Source organism: Olsenella profusa DSM 13989, assembly GCF_030811115.1.
GTDB lineage: Bacteria > Actinomycetota > Coriobacteriia > Coriobacteriales > Atopobiaceae > Olsenella_F > Olsenella_F profusa.
Genome location: NZ_JAUSQK010000001.1, coordinates 2120733 through 2137653, shown reverse-complemented (window position 1 = coordinate 2137653; position 16921 = coordinate 2120733). Strand labels below are relative to the sequence as shown.

At 65.5% G+C, this 16921-nt stretch carries 16 protein-coding genes; 4 read left to right on the top strand and 12 right to left on the bottom strand.

From position 1 onward, the window contains the following. Positions 1-36: 36 nt before the first annotated feature. On the bottom strand, positions 37-315 hold the full coding sequence (gene rpsO, locus J2S71_RS09905) for a 30S ribosomal protein S15 (RefSeq protein ID WP_021727015.1): 279 nt from the start codon (positions 313-315) through the stop codon (positions 37-39). A 512-nt stretch (positions 316-827) separates the two neighbouring features. Between rpsO and J2S71_RS09900 the strand changes: the two genes are divergently transcribed. Both J2S71_RS09900 and J2S71_RS09895 read left to right on the top strand, forming a co-directional pair. Continuing rightward, positions 828-1703 carry a SurA N-terminal domain-containing protein gene (locus J2S71_RS09900; RefSeq protein ID WP_307391379.1) on the top strand — a complete coding sequence of 292 codons (876 nt, stop codon included), beginning with the start codon at positions 828-830 and terminating at the stop codon, positions 1701-1703. 111 nt (positions 1704-1814) lie between these two features. Further along, positions 1815-2636: a Cof-type HAD-IIB family hydrolase gene (locus tag J2S71_RS09895; protein ID WP_307391375.1), complete on the top strand. Its 822-nt coding sequence runs from the start codon at positions 1815-1817 to the stop codon at positions 2634-2636. A gap of 204 nt (positions 2637-2840) precedes the next feature. Here J2S71_RS09895 and recO read toward each other — a convergent pair whose 3' ends face one another. The 11 genes from recO to J2S71_RS09840 all read right to left on the bottom strand — a co-directional run bounded on the left by recO (position 2841) and on the right by J2S71_RS09840 (position 13124). Beyond that, complete coding sequence (recO, locus tag J2S71_RS09890; RefSeq protein WP_021726949.1) at positions 2841-3593, bottom strand: DNA repair protein RecO; 753 nt, start codon at positions 3591-3593, stop codon at positions 2841-2843. 8 nt (positions 3594-3601) lie between these two features. Further along, entirely contained in the window at positions 3602-4528 is a 927-nt protein-coding gene (gene era / locus J2S71_RS09885) for a GTPase Era (RefSeq protein WP_307391373.1), read from the bottom strand. A 32-nt stretch (positions 4529-4560) separates the two neighbouring features. After that, the gene (locus J2S71_RS09880; RefSeq protein ID WP_307391370.1) at positions 4561-4938 is read right to left on the bottom strand and encodes a diacylglycerol kinase family protein; all 378 of its coding nucleotides are present in this window, start codon (positions 4936-4938) and stop codon (positions 4561-4563) included. Beyond that, positions 4935-5444: an rRNA maturation RNase YbeY gene (gene ybeY / locus J2S71_RS09875; protein WP_021726976.1), complete on the bottom strand. Its 510-nt coding sequence runs from the start codon at positions 5442-5444 to the stop codon at positions 4935-4937. The genes J2S71_RS09880 and ybeY overlap by 4 nt, the downstream gene beginning before the upstream one ends. After that, a complete protein-coding gene (locus J2S71_RS09870) occupies positions 5434-6414 on the bottom strand; it encodes a PhoH family protein (protein ID WP_021727008.1) in 981 nt (326 codons plus the stop codon). The genes ybeY and J2S71_RS09870 overlap by 11 nt, the downstream gene beginning before the upstream one ends. Before the next feature lie 41 nt (positions 6415-6455). Next, on the bottom strand, positions 6456-7697 hold the full coding sequence (locus tag J2S71_RS09865) for a MiaB/RimO family radical SAM methylthiotransferase (RefSeq protein WP_307391364.1): 1242 nt from the start codon (positions 7695-7697) through the stop codon (positions 6456-6458). Beyond that, positions 7694-8869, bottom strand: coding sequence for a molecular chaperone DnaJ (gene dnaJ / locus J2S71_RS09860; protein WP_307391361.1), 1176 nt, complete (start codon positions 8867-8869; stop codon positions 7694-7696). The genes J2S71_RS09865 and dnaJ overlap by 4 nt, the downstream gene beginning before the upstream one ends. 63 nt (positions 8870-8932) lie before the next feature. Then, on the bottom strand, positions 8933-10036 hold the full coding sequence (locus J2S71_RS09855; RefSeq protein WP_021727000.1) for a DnaJ domain-containing protein: 1104 nt from the start codon (positions 10034-10036) through the stop codon (positions 8933-8935). Between the two features lie 134 nt (positions 10037-10170). Further along, positions 10171-10977 (bottom strand): class I SAM-dependent methyltransferase, encoded by an 807-nt coding sequence (locus J2S71_RS09850; protein ID WP_307391354.1) that lies wholly within the window; start codon positions 10975-10977, stop codon positions 10171-10173. Positions 10978-11112: 135 nt separating this feature from the next. Continuing rightward, positions 11113-12768, bottom strand: a complete 1656-nt coding sequence (locus J2S71_RS09845) for an ABC1 kinase family protein (RefSeq protein ID WP_307391350.1) — start codon at positions 12766-12768, stop codon at positions 11113-11115. 2 nt (positions 12769-12770) lie between these two features. Continuing rightward, positions 12771-13124 (bottom strand): AbrB/MazE/SpoVT family DNA-binding domain-containing protein, encoded by a 354-nt coding sequence (locus J2S71_RS09840; protein WP_307391347.1) that lies wholly within the window; start codon positions 13122-13124, stop codon positions 12771-12773. Positions 13125-13438: 314 nt separating this feature from the next. On the opposite strand from J2S71_RS09840, the gene J2S71_RS09835 reads away from it, so the two are divergent. Next, positions 13439-14002 (top strand): hypothetical protein, encoded by a 564-nt coding sequence (locus J2S71_RS09835; protein WP_021726941.1) that lies wholly within the window; start codon positions 13439-13441, stop codon positions 14000-14002. A gap of 65 nt (positions 14003-14067) precedes the next feature. Beyond that, the gene (gene mgtA, locus J2S71_RS09830; protein ID WP_307391343.1) at positions 14068-16803 is read left to right on the top strand and encodes a magnesium-translocating P-type ATPase; all 2736 of its coding nucleotides are present in this window, start codon (positions 14068-14070) and stop codon (positions 16801-16803) included. Positions 16804-16921: the final 118 nt, after the last annotated feature.

The following is a 16921-nucleotide window of genomic DNA, read 5'->3' as shown; positions in this document are numbered from 1 at the left end:
CGCCCGCAGGCGCCCCTCACATAGCCATATGTGATGCTACTGGATGTTGTCGCGGATGCCCAGGCTCTTGATGAGCGAACGATAGGCCTCGACGTCCTGCCTCTTGATGTAGGAGAGCAGGCGACGGCGCTGGCCGACGAGCATGAGCAGGCCGCGGCGGGTGTGGTAGTCCTTCTTGTGGGACTTCATGTGCTCGGTGAGGCCCTTGATGCGCTCGGAAAGCAGGGCGACCTGGACGGCGGCGGAACCGGAGTCCCTCTCGTCCTTGCCGTACTGCTTGATGAGCTCGGCCTTGCGCTCCTTGGTGACTGCCATGGTGGATCCTCTCTTTCGTATGATTCGCCTCGGACTGGGACGGCCGCCTGGCATGGGCGGGCCACCAAGTGGGAGGTACAGACTTGGATAGAGTACCATGCCTGTCATGCGAAGTCACACGGGATGGGCGGCATGCATGCAAACCCGCAGCTTGCACACATTGCGTGCCAGGCGACGTCCGTGTTACGAGCTGCGCACGGCGCCCCATGAGGCGGTATCGTAGGCATGGAGTACCCCAAAGACGTCCATCTGAAGGGATGATATCCATGCGCTGTCCTACCTGCGGAACCGAACAACCCGACGAATCGGCCGTGTGCACGACGTGTGGGACACGGCTGGGCCAGCAAGTGTCCCAGGATGCGTCGGGAACCTCGTCGTCGCCTGTCGCACCTCCAGCCGGGCAGCCCTCGGTCCGGCCGCCTGCCATGCCACAGATGCCCGGTGTGCCTGTGCCGCCGACGTATACGACGCCTGCAGAGCCGCTCCCCCCGCAGCAGACGCCTCATGGTCACATGTTTTCTGCCGTCGTGACAGGCGTCGTCGTGGCAGCCGCCTGCGCCGCCATCGTGGTCGCCCTCTCGCTCAGCGGCGCCATCACGCTCAGGCCCGAGCAGGAGATCCGCGCCGATGAGGATGCCGTGATCGCCTCGCAGCAACCCACGCTCCTCACGGGAACCACGCTCATGGAAGACCAGCTCGACTACCCCGTGGCAAGCTACACATATAATGGCGTGGTGCACGTGATCAGTGCCCGAGAGGTCATCATGTATGGCTCCTCCCTTGAGGCGGCAAAGAACGATGACGGCACCTACACCATGCCCACAGCCGACACGGTGCTCAGCATAGTGCGCACCAACGCTCTCCTGGAGGAGGCCAAAAACCAAGGCATCACGGTTTCCGATGAGGAGGTGAGTGCCTACGCGCGTCAGTATAGCGGCACTGATGACTTTGATGACATCGCCCAGCGCTATGGCATAGAGGTCGATGAAGCCAAGGAGCAGGTCACTCATGCTGCGACGCTATTAAAGCTCAAGGACAAGGTGACCAACGGTCCGATAGGTGATGTGCCGACAGCGCCCGACCAGCCGAGTGATGGCAACCCGGATATGACGTCGGTAGACTATGCCCGCTACATCATCGACCTTGCCGGGGACGAATGGGATGCCGAGGCAGGCACGTGGAGGGATCCCGACAGTCCCTACGCACTGGCACTGGCCGGTTATGAGGTGACCAACGACTCGGCGTCCTACGCCGCGGCACAGGCTGCGTACGCGGTCGCCGTCCAGAAGTATCAGCAGGCAACACAAGCGGCGAGCAAGACTTGGACGGACTATGTGAACAGCGTGTTTGGAGCTGCAGACGTCCACATCGGTACCCTCGTGTCGTAGGCCCAGCTCTTCTCGCTGTTTCCCCTCTTTGAAAATGTCTTGGCATGGGTAGAAAGGTGGATAATCAGGGGACCCGACGCCCCGTCCGCTGCCGACAGGAAGGACTCCCCGATGCCACACAGGCCCAAGCTCCTCGCGCTCGACATGGATGGAACGCTGCTCACGAGCACGAAGCAGATAGCGGCCCAGACGTCCGAGGCCCTGGCGGCCCTCTGTGCCACGGGCGTCACCATCGCGCTCTCCACCGGTCGCGGGCCGGCGGAGCTCAACGACTTCGCGGGGCGGCTCCCCTGGGCTTCGCTTGGCTCGCTCTGTAGTGGCGGTCTCGTATATGACCTGCGCGCCGGCAGGCCCCTCGCGAGCACGCCCATCCCCGATGCAGAGGCCTTGGCCTGCATCGGGGCCGGCGGGCGCGAGGGTGCCATGGTGCACCTGAGCACCACCACCCGCTCCGTCACGCAGACGGGCTTCATCGAGCACTGCGAGGACTATGCCGTGGGCGTCTACAAGCCCATGTTCCGCCGGCAGTGGGATTGCTCGGACGACCTTACGGCCTACGTCGCCGACCATCCCAACGCCGTCATCAAGATAGACATCTACCACCCCAGCCCCGCGGCCCGCGAGAGAACGCTCGCCCAGCTCTCGGCGGACACGTCCCTTGCGCTCAAGCGTGCGGAGACCACCTCGGTGGAGTGCACCGCCCGCGGCGTCGACAAGGCCCTCGGCCTCATGCGTCTGTGCGGGCTGTTGGGCATCGACCGTGCCGACGTGGTGGCCATCGGCGATGATGACAACGACCTCGACGCACTCGAGGTGGCGGGGACGGCCGTTGCCATGGGCAACGCGAACGAGCGCGTGCAGGCCGTCTGTGACCTGGTCGTTGCGGACAACGACCACAACGGCATCGTCGAGGCCATCGAGCGGCTCTTCTAGGCCATCCGTCCGAGTCGTTCGCAATCTCGTGGGCCGTCCGTCCGAGTCGTTCGCATTCTTTGGGAGGGGCCTGCGCACTCCTCTCAACATAACCGCAGGTAGCTGTGTTATTGACTCTACAGTTTATCGCGGATGGCGGCCCAACAGTGCATACGACTCCATCAGCCGGGAGGAGAGATTGCATACGACTCAGGAAGGGGCAGCCTAGACGCTGAGCAGGAACTCGAAGGCGCGCAGGCGCGCGTCGAGATGCGTGGCGGCCCACCGGTGCGCGAGCGAGACCAGCTCCGTTGAGGTCTCGAGGTCGATCCCCGATGCCAGGAGCGCATCGAACGTGAGCCCGATGAGGGAGCAGAGCCAGTCGCGTCGCGCCGGGCCCATCTCCTCGGCACCCGGCACGTCCTTGGCGCAGCTCGCGCACAGCACGCCGCCTGCGCGCACGGAGAAGTACGAGACATCCGCATCCCCACAGGCCACGCACGAGTCGAGCGCGGGGCGCCACCCTGCATGGGCCAGCACCTTGAAGGCGTAGGTCGCGACGACCAGGTCGAGATGCTCCTGGTCCGCGGCCTGCTCGACGGCCGCCAGTGCGCGTGAGCAGATGGGATACAAAAAGCCGTCCTTGCTGTCCTGAAAGCACGTGAGGCGGGCGACCTCGGCGATGGCGCTTGCGGCGCTCAAGCGCGCGAAGTCTCCGCGTATACGCTGGTGTGCATCGACGAGCGACGCCTCGGAGACGATGTCCAGCGCCCCCCTGCCCTTGGCCAGCAGGAAGTCCGTCTCCGAGAAGAGCTCCACACGCGAGGCGAGGCGTCCGCCCGGCTTGCGGGCACCCTTGGCAACGGCGCGCACCTCGGCTCCCGACGCCGCGAGCAGCGTGAGGATGAGGTCCTGCTCCGCGAGCTTCGTGCGGTCGAGTACGATGGCGCTCGTACGGTATGTGCGCCGACCCGCCATAGCTTGGCCTACTCCTCCACCGTGAGGCCCATGTGACGGATCTCGTTCTGGTCGCGTCGCCACTGCGGACGCACGTGCACCGTCAGGTCAAGGAAGACCCTGGCTCCCAGCAGTCGCTCGACATCTGCGCGCGCCGCACTGCCGATGCGCTTGATCATGGTGCCCTTCCTGCCGATGACCATGGCCTTCTGCCCCTCGCGCTCAACCACGATGGTGCAGGTGACAGAGGCGTGCCCGTCGTGGGCCCACGCGATGTCATCGCAGAGCACGCCCACGGAGTGGGGCACCTCCTGTCTCATGTTGAGAAGGACCTTCTCGCGCACGAACTCGGCCACGAGCTCCTCGTCGGTCATGTCCACGTCCATGTCCTCGGGGAACCATCGCGGTCCCACGGGCAGATGCGCTGACACGAGGCTCACGAACGAGCGGACGTTGAAGCCCTCCTTGGCCGAGAGCACGAGCGCGTCATCGAAGGGGGTCAACCCTCGACCTGCCTCGAGCTGAGCCTGAGCCTTTTCGGGTTCGACCAGGTCAGCCTTGGTGATGACGAGCAGTTTGTAGGGAGCCTTGGACTCCTGCACGTGGCGGGCCACCCACTCGTCTCCCCTGCCCACCGGTTTGGTGGCATCGATCAGGAGGCTCGCTATGTCCACCTCCGCGAGCTCGGCGAGCGATGCCCTGTTGAGCTCCTTGCCCAGGGCGTCCTTGGGCTTGTGCAGCCCCGGCGTGTCCACGATCACGAGCTGGGAGTCCGGTGTGTTCACGACGGCCCTCATGCGGCGGCGCGTGGTCTGAGCCACGGGGCCCGTGATGGCGATCTTGCCGCCGTAGCAGGCATTGAGCAGCGTGGACTTGCCCACGTTGGACCGCCCTACCAATGCGACGAAACCGCTGTGGAACTCTTGGGTCTTGGGGGCGCTTGTGTCCGTGTCCATGGGCATCCTTACCTTGGGAAACTGGGGAGGGGTCAGCGGAAGAACAGCGCGTTCACGTACACGCAGATGCCCGCAAGGGCCACGAGCAGTGTGGTCACCCAGGTCGCTGCCGCCGCGACGTCCTTTGCGCGGCCCGCGAGCGGATGGAACTCGGGGCTCACGAGGTCCACCACGGTCTCGATGGCGGTGTTCAGAAGCTCGCTGGCCAGCACGACGGCTATGCAGATGAGGATGATGGCCCAGCTCACGAGGTCGAGCTGGCACACGAAGCCCATCACGATGGCAAGCGCCTCACCGGCCAGCATCACCTTGAAGTTGCGCTCCTGTAGCGCTGCGCTCCTGAAGCCCTGAAAGGCGAAGAGGAAGCTCCTGCGGAACGAGGGGTGGTGCGGGTTCTTGCCGGGGATCATCGATCCTCACCCTCCCGATGCCGCGTGAGCGTCACGGGGTCGATGGGCGCGTCCGTGGCGATCCTGACCACTAGCGCATCCTCGCGAGCCTCCATGATCGCGGCCTCCGCATCGTCGAGATGGTCATACCCCAGAAGATGCAGCAGGCCATGTACGAGCAGCAGGCGGAACTCATCCGCATACGTGGTGCCGAACTCCCGCGCCTGACGCTCGATGTAGGCGGGTGCCAACACGACGTCTCCCAGTTCGCAGGGCTCACCGGGGGCGAGGTCGGGATCATCGGGTCGCTCGCACCCGAGCGAGAGCACGTCGGTCGGCCTGTCCTGGCCGCGCCACGCGCGGTTGAGGGCGCGCATGCGCCCGTCCGTGACCACGCTCACCGAGACGGAACAGGGCCGAGTGACCTCCTCCTCGGCGAACACGAGGGCGACATCCGCCTCCAGCTCGCGAAGGTCGATGGGGGCCGACACCCCCTCGTCACACGAGACGTCGACCTCACTCGTCATGGAAGGCACCTCCCGTCCCCTGTGATGCGATCCCCGCCTGGTCATAGGCATCCACGATGCGCGCCACCAGGCTGTGACGCACGATGTCACCCACATCGAGGTCTACGAACTCGATGCCCTCCAGACCGTTCAGCACGCTCCGGGCGCTCTCGAGGCCACCCCTGCCCAGGAGGTCGCGCTGGGATCGGTCACCCGTCACCACGAACGTGGACGAGAACCCCAGGCGCGTGAGGAACATCTTCATCTGCTCGGGCGTGGTGTTCTGCGCCTCGTCCAGGATCACGAAGGCGTCGTTCAGCGTGCGTCCGCGCATGAAGGCGAGAGGCGCGATCTCGATGGTCCCCTGCTCGATGAGGGCATTGCCGCGCTCGACGTCGGTGAGGTCGAAGAGGGCGTCGTAGAGGGGACGCACGTACGGGTCGAGCTTCTCCTGCAGCGTGCCCGGCAGGTATCCAAGCGACTCCCCCGCCTCCACGACGGGGCGCGTGAGCACGATGCGGCTCACTTCGTGGCGCTTGAGCGCCGCCACCGCCATGGCCATGGCGAGGTAGGTCTTGCCGGTGCCTGCGGGCCCCATGCCGAACGTGATGGTGTTGGCGGCGATGGAGTCCACGTAGCGCTGTTGCCCTGCCGTCTTGGGGCGCACCGCACGGCCGCGATATGTGAGCAGAATGCTCGAGGCGCTCTCGCTCGCCTCCTGGGCACCACACCCCACCTGACCGATGATGAGGTCAACGTCCTCGGCCGTGGGCACGTCTCCCCGCTCGACGAGATGGATGAGACGCGAGAACACGCTCGTGACCTGCTCGACTTCGGCGGAGGCGCCCATCACGAGAATCTGGTCCCCTCGTACGGTGATGATGGCATCGAAGGCGCCCTCGATGCGCCTGAGCAGCGCGTCACTCGGCCCCATGAGCATCAGGGGGTCAACGGAATCCGGTATGGTGAGTCTCACATGGGTAGGCTGCATAGATTCCGTGTGGTCCCTTCTCGCACGAGCGTCTGTGCCCCTCATGATAGCCTGCCGAGCAGGCTCGCGTCATCCAAGACGGAGCGGACGCACGCCCGCACGAGGGATCCCACGGGTATCGAGGGATCAAGGTGCAGGTCAAAGAGGCCGTCCGTCACACCGCGGCCCGCGCGCTCCACAAGGACCAGCTGCTCGGATCCCACCATGCGCTCGGCCTCCGACTGGCGCATGCGACGGGCCAGCTCCCGCATGCGACGGCTCCGTCGTGCCATCTCCCGGGGGTCGACCTGTCCGGGCGCCGTGGCGGCGGGTGTGCCGGGACGCCTGGAGTAGCGGAACACGTGCATGTGCGAGAAGGCCATCTCCTCGCAGAAGGCCAGGCTCTCCTCGAACTCGCCCTCGGTCTCGCCAGGAAAGCCCACGATGAGGTCCGTCCCCAGCGAGAGCTTGGGCAGTCGATCGCGTGCGTATGCCACGACCTGGCGATACGCCGCCGTATCGTAGGCCCGGCACATGCGCCTGAGCGTGGCATCCGATCCCGACTGCAGGCACACGTGCAGGAAGGGGGCCACGCGCCCGCCGTGGCGTGCCATGGCGTCCACCAGCCGCTCCGTCACGTCGGGCGGCTCGATGGAGCCGATGCGCACGCGCCCCACGTCCGAACGCGCCATGACGAGGTCGAGAAGCCCCGCAAGGTCGAGCCCACCGTCCCGATAGCGGCCGATGTTGATGCCCGTGAGCACGACCTCCCGCGCCCCTCGCCCGCAGGTCTCGTCCAGACGGCTCAGCACCTCGACCGCCGGGAGCGAACGGCCTCTGCCCCGTGCCTTCCATACGATGCAGTAGCTACAGCGGTTGTCACAACCGTCCTGGATCTTGATCGCGGACCTCGTGCGCCCCGTGGGCGTCACGCCCTCGCAGGCAGACGGTACGCCACCCCCTTGGCCCACCAGCGAGATGACGCGCCCTGCCACCAACGACTTGTCCGCCTCGACGGTCACGTTGGTGGCGAGGTCCGAGAGCTCCGACGCAAAGAGGCTGGCAACGCAGCCTGTGACGATGACCTCGGGCGCCTGTGCGAGCGTCGCCATGCGACGCACCGTCTTGCGCGTCTTTGCTTCGGCCTCGCCCGTCACGGCACAGCTGTTGACCACGATGGCGTCCGCGGCCGCGGGTGCGGTGGGGACAAGCCCAGCGGCCTCGAGCCGCGCCGCGATGTCGTCGAGCTCCACGCGGTTGACGCGACAGCCTAGGTTGACGAAGGCGACGGAACCACCGCTCACGAACACTTCCTCCCGCGGCGCCACGCCCGGTTGCCACGCCGCTCGCCCGCCCGGGCGTCAGGACCCGACGCCCCACCCGCACTCCTGCCCCTGCGGACGTCCACCATCCGCGCGATGGCGTCGCGCTCCTCGCGCGTAAGGTCCTGGGGCGTGCTCACCTGCACGATGCAGAACAGGTTGCCACGGGCATTGGAACCCAGACGGGGCATCCCGCGCCCCTCCACGCGAATCTGTTCCCCGTACTGCGTGCCTCCCGGAATGGCGACCTCCACGACCTCGTCCGCCAGAATGCCGCGAACGCTCACGGTGGTTCCCACGACGGCTTCGAGGGAATCGACCGTCACCCTGCAGAAGAGGTCATCGCCCTGACGCTCGAACGTGGCATGCTGCTCGACGTCAATGGAGACCACGAGGTCACCGGACGTGGCACCCCGTACGCCTGCCTCGCCCCTGCCCGTAAGCGAGAGCGATTGTCCCGCATGCACGCCTGCGGGCACCTTGACCTCCACGGTCTCGCGCGAGGGCGTGCGACCTTGGCCGTCGCAGGTCTCGCAGGGCTTGTCGATCACCTGGCCGGTGCCACCGCAGTCGGGACACACGCTCTGTGACTGCATCTGCCCAAAGATGGTGCGTTGGACCTCGACCACGCGACCGGTGCCGCCGCAGCGCTTGCAGGTGGCCTGGTGGCCGCCCTCGGCAGCGCCCGTACCACCGCAGTCGTCACAGGGGGCAAGGCGCTCGTAGGAGATGGTCTTGGTGCAGCCCGCCGCCGCCTCCTCGAGGGTGATGTGCAGCGTGATGCCCATGTTGCGGCCCTGCGTGCGCCCGTTGCGCTGCCCCGAGGAGCCACCCCGGCCCCCAAAGAATGAGTCAAAGATGTCGTTGATGCCAAAGCCGCCACCAAAGATGTCTGACATGTCCACATAGTCGGCCCCAAAGCCGCCGGGGCCCTCGGCGGTGCCATATCGATCGTAGTTGGCACGCTTGCGCTCGTCGGACAGGACGGCATATGCCTCGTTGACCTGCTTGAACTTCTCCTCGGCATGAGGGTCGTCACTCACGTCAGGATGCAGCTGGCGCGCCTTTCTCAAGAAGGCGCGCTTTATCGTCTTGGCGTCAGCCGAACGGTCGACGCCCAAGATGTCGTAGTAGTCAGTCTCAGATGCTGCCAATCTCACCAATCTCCCAAGCAAACGTCAACGTACATCCACTGCCACGCGCCACCATGGCTCACCCTATCTGCCGGTGTAACCGGAATAGCCCATGGAGACGCACCCCTGCATCCACTCGAACAGCAGCGCAAAGAAGATCGCGTTGGTTGCACCTCCGGCCATGGCACGCGAGCCCTGCTGCCACCATCTCTTAGGGTGCCTGACCCCCTCGCGGAAGGCAAACCAGCTTCCCAAGAGCAGCAGCACCACGATGATGCCAGCCATGGACGCAAGGTCATTGAAGATGAGGCCCAGTAGGATGAAGGGCAGTGCGAACCCCAGCGTGGAGAAGCCAAACTGCTGTCGGGGTGTCACGCGCTCCCCCGCCACGCTCACGCGGCACACGAAGTCGCCCGCCTCGCTGCCGTTGGTGCCCGCATTGCCCATGCCTGACACGCGCACCTCGTCGCCATCGTGCGCGTGGGCGGGAATCGTGACCACCACCTCGCTCGCAGAGAGCACGCGACCGCTGCCCCCGCAGGTCGGGCAGGGATCGATGACCACCTTGCCCGTGCCCTCGCACTCGGGGCATTCCATCTCGAACATGCCGATGCCGAAGAGTCCCGTGAGGTCCACGGACATGTGGCCCGTGCCTCCGCAGGTGGGGCAGGTCTCGGCATGCTCGCGGTGCACGGAGCCCTGACCCGCACAGGCATCGCAGCTCACATAGCGCTGGTAGGTGACGCCACGCGTACAGCCCTCCCGTGCCGCCTCCTGGTCGAGCTCCACCTCGTAGATGACATCGGCACCGGCCTTGGGGTTGTAGGAGCGTGAGCGGACCGTCCGACCTGCCCGGCCTCCAAAGCCATCGAAGGGGAAGCCCCAGCCAAAGGGCGATCCCCACACATCGCCCCCATAGGTTCGTGGGTCCTGAGGTGGCGCACCGGCCCCATAGCCAAAGGAAGCACCGGAACGCATGGCATCATAGCGGCGGCGCTTGTCGTCATCGGACAGGACGGCGTAGGCTTCGGAGACCTCCTTGAAGCGCTCCTCGGCATCCGGTGCCTTGTTGACGTCCGGATGGAGCTTGCGTGCCTTCTGCTGGAAGGCGCGGCGGATGTCATCCTTGGATGCACTCTTGTCAACGCCAAGGATCGCGTAGTAGTCCTTCTCGTTCATGGACGCCATAGAGGGGTCTCCCAAAGCTGTAAAGGCTGGACAACCTCTTGATTATCCCCCATCACGGGAGGTTGATTCACATGGCGCAAAGCAAACAGAAGGAAAGCGACGAGCACGAGGTCGCGCTGCAGTGCCGCGCCCCCCTATTTCCTGCCTACCAGCAGGGACGACCCCACGAGGGAGAGGGACCTTGCCTCCCTGGGCGTCATGAACATGCCTCGGGTGGTGTCCACGAGATGGATCTCCTCGTAGCCTGCCGCGCGCAGACTGTGCACGAAGGCATGCATGTCTCCATAGCGGCGCGGGGACATGATGTCGTGGATGGCGAAGGTACCACCCTTCTTGAGCACGCGCAAGGTCTCGCGCAGGAGCGCCTGCTTATCCGCGCCCGTTATGTTGTGGTAGCAGTAATTGCTGGTCACGGCATCGAAGCTCCCATCGGGGAAGTCGAGGTGTATGGCGTCGCCCTCCACGAACTCCGTGTTGTCTTCAACGCCCTCCGCCCGTGCGTTGTCCTCGCAGAGCCGCCTGCTGAACGAGGCATAGTCCCTTCCCCAGCGGTCCAGCCCCACCATTCGCGCCCGAGGGTTGCGCTTCGCCACGGCTATGGTGAGGGCTCCTGAGCCGCATCCCACGTCGAGCCCCACGCCACCGTCCACGATGCGCAGCTGTCCGGCCGTACCCTCTATGATCTGCCGCGCCATCTGGCGTGTGCCGCTGTAATCGAAGGCGCGGTACATCCTGCTGAGAACGATGAACCCGTAGAGGCAGATAAGGGCGGCAAGGGCCAAGGCCACTGCAAGTGCCATGTGCATGACCCCAGAGGGTCCCAGACCAGTGATCTCAACAACGATGAGCAGGACAAGGCTAACCAACGCCGTCATCCCGATGCCCCAGAGCATGCCCTTGGGCACCCAGTTCCTGTAGTCCGGTCGCAGAGGTCCTGTCATGTTACCCTCCATCATGAAATTAATTAACTATAGCTAACTTACTCCATGATAGCAGCGCCCTGCGGGACAAGCACGGGACACCGATTCCTCCAAAGGATATGTCCAGGCCTTGCCACCTGTGCCCATACGGGCAGCCTATGGGCCGCCATGCCTCAGCATCGGAGGATGCCCCCGCATCTCCCCGCGTCCGACGAAGTACGCCTGACGGAGCATGAGCAGAAGGCCTGATGCGGACAGCACGATGGCAGGAAGTGACCAGCCCGCGGTCATCCCGCCGAGTGTGCCAGGTACGAAGAGCGCCATCCCCAGCAGACCCCGTACCATGCGGTCGGAGCTGCGGTGCTGGGCCTCCACGAGACGGGCCTCTTGGGACCTCGAGAGCCGAACGGCCAGCTTGCCCGAGGATGCCCGCTCGATGAGGCCGGGAAGCTGCCCTAGGGCTGGTATGGCATCCTTGCCCATATCCTTGAGTCGGGAAGATAGATCGGAAGGACCTCCCCTCTCCCCTCCACCCAGCAGGTCCTCAGCCAAGGGCGTGAGCTCGGCAACGAAGTCGATGTCGGGATTGAGTCCCTGGCAGATGCCCGCGACGGTTGCCACCGCCTTGCCCAGAAACGCCACGTTGGCGGGCAGCTGGAACGGTTGCTCGTACATGAAGTCGCGCAGTTCGTCGGTATAGTTCTCGAGGGCAGAGAGAGCCTTGGCGGGGTCATCCATGTCAAGGCGGCCGAGCAGCACCGAGACGGCCTTGACGAAGCCCTCGGTGTCGGTGCCGGAACGGATGAAGCCAAGCGCGCCCAGCCGCTCGACCAGCGATGATGCGTCACGCGAGAAGAGGGCCGTGACCACCCCCATGAAGCCATCGCGCATGTCGTCGGTAATCGAGCCCATCATCCCAAAGTCGAGCAGCACGATCGTGCCGTCGCTACGCACGTGGACGTTGCCGGGGTGAGGGTCCGCGTGAAAGAGGCCGTTGTAGAGGATCATCTCGGCGAAGACGTCAATGAGGTCCGTCGCAAGCTGTGCACGGTCGACGCCCAGGGCGTCCAGGGCGGTGATGTCGGAGATGCTGACGCCCTCCATGTACTCCATGGTCAGGACCTTGGAGGACGACTGCTCCCACTGGATGTCTGGTATGGCGACGTTGGGGAAGTCGCGCAGGTTGTCCCTCACGGCCTCGGCGCTTTTGCCCTCGCGCATGAGGTCGAGCTCTGCCGAGACCGTGCGCTCGAACTCGGCATAGAGCTGATCGAAGTCGATGGTGGCGCCCAGCTTCGTGTGGCGCTGTGCCATCCCAAAGATCGTCTTGAGGGCGGCGAGATCCGTCTCGATCGTCTCCGCGATGTGCGGTCGCAGTATCTTGACGGCCACGCGCCGGCCGGAGGCGAGCGTTGCCCCATGCACCTGCCCGAGCGAGGCGGCGGCTAGGGGCTCACGCTCGAACGTCGCGAAGGCCTCGTCGACCGTCGTCCCGGAGCTCTCCTCGAATACGCCAGCGATGTCCCCATAGGGCACCGGTGGAACGCTGTCCTGAAGCGTGCTCAGCTCATCGGTGTACTCGCGCGGCAGCATGTCGACGCGAACGCTCAGGTATTGGCCGAGCTTGATGATGAGCCCACCGAGCCGCTCGGCAGTCTCCCTGAACTGCCGTGCCTGGCGCACGTAGACCCTGTGCTCGAGCCTCCTCTGCCTGTCTGCCGAGCGAAGGCGCTTGCCCGTATCGAGCCACCAGAGCTCCAGGCCAAAGCGCGTGAAGAGACGCACGACGCGTCCATAGCGGCCTCTGTCCATGGCTACTCCCCCGGCTTGTCCGCATCTGACGCGCGCTTCGAGGCCTCATCGGCGCCGGGCGCCTTGGCCACTGCCCCGCCGTGTGGCTCCTCGCCCTCCTCTGGCTGCTCGTCATCCCAGGCATCCGCCTCGTCGGACATGCCGCGGAGATCACGGGCGAGCTTCTCCAGCTGGCTCGAGCGGGACATGAGCATGTCGGCAAAGCCGTCGAAGTAGTCGGCGCTCACAAGGCTCAACGACCTGCGGTGCGTATTGCCAAAGACGACGAAGCGATCCCCAGCCTGGATGTCGAGCGCATCACGTGCCTCGCGCGGGATGACGAGCTGTCCGCGCCCATCGACCGTGACGGTACCCATGATGTGGCTCCCATGGGGCCCATGTGGCCCAAAGCACCCATGGCCGTGCTGGCCCCTGCCTTCCCTCGGCCCCGTCCCATGGCGATGATGGTGAGTTGCGTACGTCATGACTGCCTCCTCTGTCGTTGCCTACTGTCATACTGTCATAGTACCCATATTTGATTGATTATTCTGATTAATCAAAATAATCTTCATACTACTGATCAGCATCCGCGATACCGGTGGCCCAATGAATAGTCCGAACGTCCACCGGCCATGGCGTCCGACGGGATATCCTGCGCCCCAGCCCCTATACTGGCCTCAGGAGGCGTGCGATGGAGACGACCGCGTTGGAGCACATACGTTCTGGGCATCTCCTGATGGCCGTGTGCTGTTTTCTCTACCTCGTGTGGTGGGTCATCTTCTTCTGGCCCAAGGTCTCGGGCGGCAGTGCTGAGGGGCCGCTGCACACGCTGGGCATCGCCGCCATCATCGGAGCCGTCATCGCTGCCGCGTTTGGGACCACGCGCATATGCGGTGGGGCCGTCAGCCTCTTCAGGGATGCGACGCCCGCGACCGTCGTGACCGTTGCGTCGGCAGCCCTGCTCTACATCGTCCTCCTCGTCATCACCTGGAAGATGTTCGAGCGTCAGCCTACGACCGAGCTGCTCCTCTTCGTTGCCTGGCTCGCCATGGAGCTGTTCGTCGCCGTTGCCCTCTCGCAGGCAGGCATGCCAGGCCTCCCGGTCGTCATCGCAGTGGGCGCGATGGCGGGCTTCATAGGCAGCCTCGTCTGCTACATGCTCTACTACCAGCTCAAGCCCCTGCCGTCCTTCATTGATGGCTGCATTCCGCTCGCCCTTGTCGGCGCCATCAGCATCGCAGCGGCCCTTCTCTAGCCATGTCCGCATACCGTCCGCCGCGTGCAGGGAGGGGATGGCTTCGCTACGGTTGGCACAGGGGGATGGGTACCATGCGGACGGCAGTGAGGCGCTCCGCATCGGAGGTGGGAGGCCATGCCATGGAGAGGGACATCCCCTCGCAAGGGTGTGACGCGCACCGTGGGGCGTGGCTGCGTCACATGGCGGCGCTGTCACGTGACGAGGCCTATCGCGAACTCGGCACCAGGCCCGATGGGCTCACGGGCGCGGAGGTCGAGGCTTCGCGCGCACGGCACGGCGCCAATGCCCCGAGGCGCATCAGGCGGCCCTCCCCCATCAGGCGCCTCCTCTCGTCCTTTGCGGACCCCTTCACCTACATCCTCGTTGGCATCGCCATCGTATCGGCCCTCACGGGCTGCATCCTCCCGGCGCCGGAGGGGCGCGACGCCTCCATGCCCCTCATCATCTGCGGCATCGTGCTCATCTCGGGAACGCTGCGCTTCATCCAGGATGAGCGCAGCGCCCATGCCTCCGATGCCCTCGCCAACATGATCACGACCACCTGCACCGTGCGGCGTGGGGGCGGCGGGCGCACGGAGGTCCCGCTCGGCGAGGTGGTGGTGGGTGATGTCGTACAGCTTGGCCCCGGGGACCTCGTTCCCGCCGAGCTCCGCATCGTTGCGGCACGCGACCTCTTCGTGAACCAGGCGGCGCTCACGGGCGAATCCCAGCCCGTGGAGAAGTTCTCGATGTCCGCGGACAGGGCCCCCACCGCCGATGATGCCGTCACCGACCTGGCCGACCTCGCCTTCATGGGAACCACCGTCGTCTCAGGCGCGGGCGAGGGCATCGTCGTGGCGACGGGCTCGCGCACGCTCATGGGGGAGGTGAGCGCCGCCCTCACGGGGGGAACAGAGAAGGTCACGGCCTTTGACGAGGGCGTGAGCGAGACGTCTCGGCTCCTCGTGCGCATCATGCTCACGATGGTCCCCATCGTCTTTGCCCTCAACTGCCTCACCAAGGGCAGCTGGTTCGATGCCCTGCTGTTCTCGCTCTCGGTCGCCGTGGGCCTCACGCCCGAGATGCTTCCCATGCTCGTGACGACCTGCCTGGGCAAGGGCGCCGTGGACATGAGCCACGAGCGCGTGATCACCAAGCGGCTGGACTCCATCTGTGACCTGGGTGCCATCGACATCCTCTGCACCGACAAGACGGGCACCCTCACCGAGAACCGTGCCGAACTGGTACACCATCTCGACCCACAGGGAACCGAGAGCCCGCGGGTCCTACGCTACGCTTTCCTCAACAGCCACTTCGAGACGGGGCTGCGCAACCTCATCGACGGGGCCATCATCAGGCGCGCGGAGGGCTGGATGGATGGCCTGGCTGATGGATGGAAGCGCGTCGACGAGCTCCCCTTCGACTTCGAGCGCCGCCGGGTGAGCGTGGTCCTGGAGGACGGCGCAGGAGGGACGCACATGGTCACCAAGGGGGCCCTGGCAGAGGTCCTCGGCATCTGCAGCATGGTGGAGGTGGGCGATGCGCCTCGCCCGCTCACGCCCCAGCTGCGCGACGACCTCACGACGAAGGCGCAGCAGCTGGCCGACCAGGGCATGCGCGTCCTCGGCGTGGCGCTGCTGGATGACCCGGCCGACGTGGGAGCGCTGACGGCGGAGGACGAGCACGACATGACCTTCGTGGGCTCCCTGGCCTTCATGGATCCGCCCAAGCTCTCCGCCGCCGACGCCATCGCCGCGCTTGCCGCCCATGGCGTGGAGACCAAGGTCCTCACGGGGGATTCCGCACGCGTGGCCGTCCACGTGTGCCAGGAGCTCGACATCCCCCTCAAGGGAACCCTCACGGGCGCGGATGTGGAGGGCCTGGATGACGACGCCCTGGCGCAGACGGCCCAGGGTGCCACGGTCTTTGCCAAGCTCTCCCCCGCGCAGAAGGCACGCGTCGTGCATGCCCTGCGCAGCCGTGGCCATACGGTGGGGTTCATGGGCGACGGCGTCAACGATGCCGCGGCCATGCGGGAGAGCGATTGCGGCGTCTCCGTCGACACCGCCGTCGACGTCGCGCGCGAGTCAGCCGACATCATCCTGCTCGAGAAGGACCTCATGGTGTTGGAGCATGGCATCGAGTGCGGGCGGCGCTCCTTCCAGAACATGCTCAAGTACGTCGAGATGACCGTGAGCTCCAACTTTGGCAACATCTTCTCGGTGCTGGTGGCCGCCGCCTTCCTGCCCTTCCTGCCCATGACGGCCGTCCAGCTGCTGCTGCTCAACCTCATCTACGACATCTCGTGCACGGCGATTCCCTGGGACGGCGTGGATGACGAGCTCGTGCGGGCACCCTGCAGCTGGAGCACACGGGCCATCCGGCGCACCATGCTGCAGCTGGGACCGATCAGCTCGCTGTTCGACCTGCTCACCTATGCGCTGCTCTTCTTTGTGGTGTGCCCGGCCGTCTGCGGCGGTGCCTGGGGGACGCTCGGCCCCGATGGCCAGGTGCTCTTCGTGGCCACCTTCCAGACCGGGTGGTTCGTCCAGAGCATGTGGTCGCAGGTGCTCTTCGTGCACCTTATCCGCACGAGGAGGATGCCCTTCGTCCAGAGCCGCGCCGCCGCGCCCGTCATCGCCCTCAGTGCCGCGGCGGTCGCCTTGGCGACCGTCATCCCGTTCACGCCACTGGCTGGTGTCCTGGGCTTCTCCCCGCCGCCGGCCCTCTACGTCGGGCTGCTTGCCGCCGTCATCGCAGGCTATGCGTGCTCGGTCATGTGCGTGCGGCGCCTGGCCCACCGCCCCCATCGCCCGTGACCACCACCACGGGCATCGGTGTGCCATGGTCGGAACCCTTTGCCTTTTTGGCATGAGGGGACTACCCTACGTACTGGACTGGAAAACATTGCTCCCCCACGCGGACCGCACCGTGTGG